This is a genomic window from Streptomyces sp. P5F9, assembly GCF_057961495.1.
In genome coordinates, this window is record NZ_JBXVPZ010000571.1 from 1 (window position 1) to 5437 (window position 5437).

The 5437-nt window shown below is 74.7% G+C and carries 1 pseudogene; it reads left to right on the forward strand.

From position 1 onward, the window contains the following. A pseudogene (locus AC31A1_RS45820) lies at positions 1–5437 on the forward strand (hypothetical protein); the annotation flags it as partial.

The following is a 5437-nucleotide window of genomic DNA, read 5'->3' on the forward strand; positions in this document are numbered from 1 at the left end:
CCCCTCACCTGGCCAACCTCCAACGCCCCGGTAGCGCCGCCTTCTTCGACGTTCGTCCTCGACTACGGCTCCCAACAGGACGGCAACGTAGGCCTGGTGCTCCCCGAACCGCTGTCGGCGGACCTCGTGAACGGGCTGCACCAGCAGGTGATGACGGCGCTCGGACTGGGGAACGCTCCGGACACGCACCCGGTGCGGGAGCAGTTGCGGACGGTGGCGAGTGCCGAGACGCTGGTGCTCAACCTGCCGTATCTGCGCGGGAGTCTGGGTTTCCGGATCAGGGTGACCGTGGACGGCCGGGACCGGGACGTGGACCTGCGGATGGGGCTCTCGAACCCGAGGGCGGCGGCCCGGTACGGGCAGGCCGAAGGTGGTGTGCGGGACGTACGGGTGGAGCGGCGTGGCATCGGTTCGCAGGAGTCGGTGTCGTCGGAGGCGTCCGGCAACATCCGTACGGTGATGCTGCCGTGGACCGCGCTGTTCCCGGTGGGCAGGGCGATCCCGGTGCGCGGTGTCGATGCCGCGCTGACCCTCGCGCTGACGTTGAACCAGCTCTCGTCGAGCGCGTCGGTGACCACGGGTGTGACGTCGACGACGGCGCAGCGCAGCAACGAGCCTTCGGAGCCGTACGACTTCACCGCCGTGTGGGAGGTACGGGTCGACACCCCGGCGCCGGCTGCGCCCGTCAACTGGTCGCCGGCGCAGTCGCACGGGCCGGTGACCCTCTGGTTCCCGCAGCATCTGGCGCGGGACGAGGACGGGGAGCTGCCGGCGGCGGCGGGTCTGGACGTGCTGCCGATCTGGGGCGTGGACACGGTCGCGGAGCCAGGGCGGCTGCTCGCGGAGACGCTCCAGCGATTCGGCACCCGGCTAAGGGAGTTGAGCAAGGATTCCCTGGCGGAGCTGGAGACGTTCCTGTCGGAGCCGTTGCTGCGGGGCACCCTGCCGATGCAGCGCGAGGGGGGCGTCTTCTCGCCGGTGCTGCTCGACACGTCGGGGCGCGCGCTCGGGATGTTCCAGTTGCGGACCGAGGTGGTGGTGGGGGAGCCGCTGCGGCAGACCGTCGCCGGGAAGGTCAACCTGGAGAGCCACCTCACGCAGTCGGTGAAGCTCGACGCCCAGTCGAAGTTCAGCAGCGGTGCGTCCCTGTCCGGGAGCGTCGGCCCGGCGCTCACCGGCGACCACAGCCAGGGCCACTCGGAGGCGACGCGGCGGGTCGGCGGCGGTGTGCTCGGGCGGGTCTCGGTCCAGGCGGGGACGAGCGACGCGCTGAACCAGAGCGCCGGCGCGTCGCTGATGCACGAGGTGCGCACCAAGCGCAGTCACCTGCTGGCGCCGGCCTCGGTGGAGCACACGCTGGTGTTCCACCGGCCGGGCGGCGGGCGGGACACCTTCGAGCCGGGCGAGTGGCGGGCCGGCATGCATCTGCGGGTGATGACCGCCGAGGACGCCCGGGGCCATGTCCCGACGCCGGAGGAACTGCGGCGGCTCCCGGCCGAGTTGGAGCATCTGCGGTCGATCGGCGCCAGCGCGGCACCGCTGGCCGTGGTGGACGCCGAATCCCTCTTCGTGCCCGCCGAGAACTGGCTGCGCCGCGAGGGTTTCCTGCCCGCCGACGACAACGCCCGCAACCGGGTGCTGCCCGACGAGGCGCTGGTGCAGGCCCAGTTGAACAACCTGCGCCGGTTCGAGCAGACCCGGTCGCAGATCGGGCTGCGGGCCGCGACGGACGCCATGCTGGACGGCGGCCATTCGCTCTTCCTGGAGATCCCGACCATGACCGGCAGCCGTCGGGTGCGGCTGGTGCTCGGCGCGGAGCGCGGCGAGGGCGAGAGCAGGCACACCACGGTGCTGCCGCACGTGGAGACCATCGGCCTGGTCTCGCTGTCGACGGTCGCCACCGACCAGAACGGCTCGCAGTACGGGGTGTCGTACGGCGTCGGCGGTTCGCTCGGCATACCGGTGCGCGACGGCGCGTGGACCCTCGGCGGCACCGGCGACCATGTGCGCTCCCATCAGGTGCAGCACGACAACAGTGTGCATGTGGCCCTCGGGCACGACCAGCAGTTCCAGGGCACCGGGGCGGGACAGCGCACCGAGGTGTTCGAGGTGCCGGCCACCTTCGCGCTCGACCTGTACGAGGGGCCGGGGGAGGAGCCCCTGGTGCGGTTCGCGCCCCTGACGGCCGTGGAGCCGTATGTCCCGCACGGCGCCCCGGCGCCCGGCCCGGACGACCCGCCCGCGCCTCCGCCGCCGGACCGGGTGCGGGGGACGCTGAAGCTGGCGGTGCCGACGCTCCGTACGCTCCCCGCCGACGAGGCCGTCCCGGCGGCGCCCGCCGCGCACACCGTGCGGGCCGCCGACGACGCCGACCGCGCGGCGCTGGACCTGACCGACGAGCACGGCACCCCGCTGCCCGACTCGGTACCGCTGCCTGACGACTCGATGGTGGAGGTGTTCCGGGCGTCGGCCGCGCTGGACGACGCGTTCCGCGCGGTCCTCGGCAACACCTACCAGGGGCATCCCGCGCGCGGTCTGCTGGACGGCGTACGGGACGCGGTCGGGGGAGTAACTCCCGCTCCGGTGGCGCGTGTCGGACGTGCTGTGAGCGATTCGCTGGCCGGCGCCGCGGCCACCGATCCGACCACTGTGACGGCGGAGATGCTCAGCGCCGCCCGCAATCCGGCCGCCCTGCTGGCCCGCGGCCACCAGGTGCTCAAGGGCGCCTATGTGATCGAGGGGCTCACCCTGCCGGGGCTCGCCGCGGACGAGGTGCTGTCGGTGGAGATCCGCGGCACCTTGCGCAGGCCGCGGGCGTCGGCCGAGATCACGCAGTACTTCGAGACCGGGCTGAACGCCGTCGACGGCGCCGGGCAGCAGCGCGGCGTGGCCGGCGCCGCGCAGTGGGCGGGCGGCTTCACCGCCGTCCGCAACAGCTCCTCCGCCCAGACCCCGGGCGCCGACCAGGCCGCGGGCAACGACGGCGGCATCGGCGGCCTCGGCGACGGCGGCATGCGACGCCGCGCCGACGAACCGGCACCACAACAAGGCAGCTCCACGACCGGTTCCGCGTCCCGCAGCGCGACCTTCAACCCCTCGGGCCGCTACACCCGCACCACCCGCAAGGAGAAGGGGCGGGCGCTCGCCTCCTCGACGGTCGTGCACCGCACGGCCACCGAGGGCGGCGCCCAGCACCGCATCTCGGCCGACGCGCTCCTGCTGGTCACGTTCCGACGCGGCACCCGCAACGCCGTGGGCAACGCGTTCGGGCAGGGCGAGGGCCGCGCCGTGACCGTGGCGGTGGACATCCCGGACGCCGTACGGTTCTTCGTCAGCCCGGCCCAGATCCGCCGCCACCCCGCCTGGTTCGCGACCGTGCCCGGTCTCACCATGCCCGCGCCGGTACCGCGCTCCGTGCCGCTGCCGCGCCGCTTCATCGCCTCCCGCGAGGTGGGCCTCGGCAGCGTCCAGGCGATGGACCAGTACACCGACGCCCTGCGCACCGTGCAACGCCCCGACCTCCTCCGGCAGCAACTCCTCGCCCTCATCGAGGAGGAGGCCCCCGGCACGACCCGCCCGGGCCACGCGTCGTACCTCTCCGGCGTCGACACCCGCATCGCCGACCTCACCTCCACGGCCGGCCTGCGCACCCTGGCAGGCCGCGGCCCCGGCCGCGCCCAGCGCTTCCGGTTCCGGCACGTCGGCTACGGCGGCGCCCGCCTCGTCGAGGTCACCCTCTCCGCCGAGCCGGACGCCGACGACCACGCGCTACGACAGGTGCGCGGCCGCGACGGGGCGACGGGCACCGGCATCGAGCAGTACCTCGGCCACACGCCGTCCGCGGTGACCGACAAGACCTCCCACAGCACCCGGCACTCCGGGTTCGTCCAGCTCCAGACCCGGCTGCCGAGGCCCACCGGCGGCCCCCGCACCGACCGGGCGGCCGTACTGCTCAGCGCCGACACCGTGCGCGGCGACTCGGCGCGGGTGACCCGGGCCGCCGAGGACCGGCACTGGCTGCGCACCGACAACGTCGCCGACTTCGACGGCGTCCCGTACCGGATCGTCGCCACCGTACGGTCCTCACCGACCGTCGACTGGCTGGTGGACCTGCCGGGCAGCATATTCCAGCACGGTGTGCTCAGCCTGACCGATGCGGACACCCCGCTGGCCGACCGCGTCGCCCACCTCTTCCTCGGCCGCCCGACGCGCAGCGTCACCGTGCACACCGCCGCCGCGCTCCGCTTCACCGGCAGCGAGACCGCCGAACCCGCCGAGCCCGAGCGGCAGTTGACGGCGGGCCACTCGGCGATCCGGCCGACGCCGGCCGGACACCGCTTCACGCCGGGCGGCCCCGCACCGGTCTTCTCCTTCGACGCGGGCACCGAACTCGCCGCCGCGCTCGGCGAGGTGGCCCCGGCCCTCACCGGCTCGTGGCGCCGGCTCGCCGCCTCCGACTCCGCGGACGCCACCGCCGTACGGGTCGGCGAACTCCTCCAGGCGGGCACGATCGAGCTGGACCACCCGCGCGGCCCCGCCGGTGTCACCACCACGATGCCGGGCGCCTACCCGTTCCAGGGCGAGCCCGACACCCCGCCCCGGCTCACCGTGGAGCTGTACCGGCCGCGCCGGGAGACCGACGCCGGCGACGTGACGATCGACCGGGTCCGGCTCAGCACGGTCAGCGCGGGCTCCGCCTCGCACGCGGGCCTCACCGGCGGCCTCGCGGCCCAGGGCGCCTTCAGCCTCCACGACTCCAACCGCCAACTCCTCGGCTTCACCGCGCCGGCAGTGGCCCGCCCGGCCCAGGACCCCGGCTCGGGCGCCGCCGTCGCCGGCACTCGCCGCGAGTGGCTCAAGCGCGGCGACACCGCCACCCCGGAGGACTCCCGCGGCACCCGCAGCCACGAGATCCTCGCCGACGCCCTCGTCACCGTCCACGGCCCGAACGGCATCCGGTACGTCTCCGGCACGGTCCGGCTGCGCCCCACGGAGCGCGACCTCCTCGGCCACGGCGTCACCACGGGCCTCACGGACCCGGGCGTCTACGACGGCGCGTCCCTGGTCCGCGAGGCGGCCGACGCCCAGGCGCAGAACGCCCCCGCGCACGCGGCCCTGCGCGACTGGCGCAGGGTGTCGCTCCGCGACCTCCCGACCCTGCTGGCCCACGGCATCGAGGCGGACCCGGACCGCGACGACACCGCCATGCTCCAGCTGTGGCTGGCCACCGACGGCGGCGCCCGCCAGACGGCCCGCGCGCTGTACGCCGCTTCGGGCACGGCCGCGCTGCTACGGCGGCCCGTCGAACTCGCGCTGCGTGACGGCGAGGGCGTGCGGTTCCGGCGGTTCGACGTGAACGGGGACCCGGTGGGGACGCCGGGGGCGGACGAGCGCGGCGACGAGGAGCGGGACGGCGCCGGCCCGAGCAGTGCGGGGC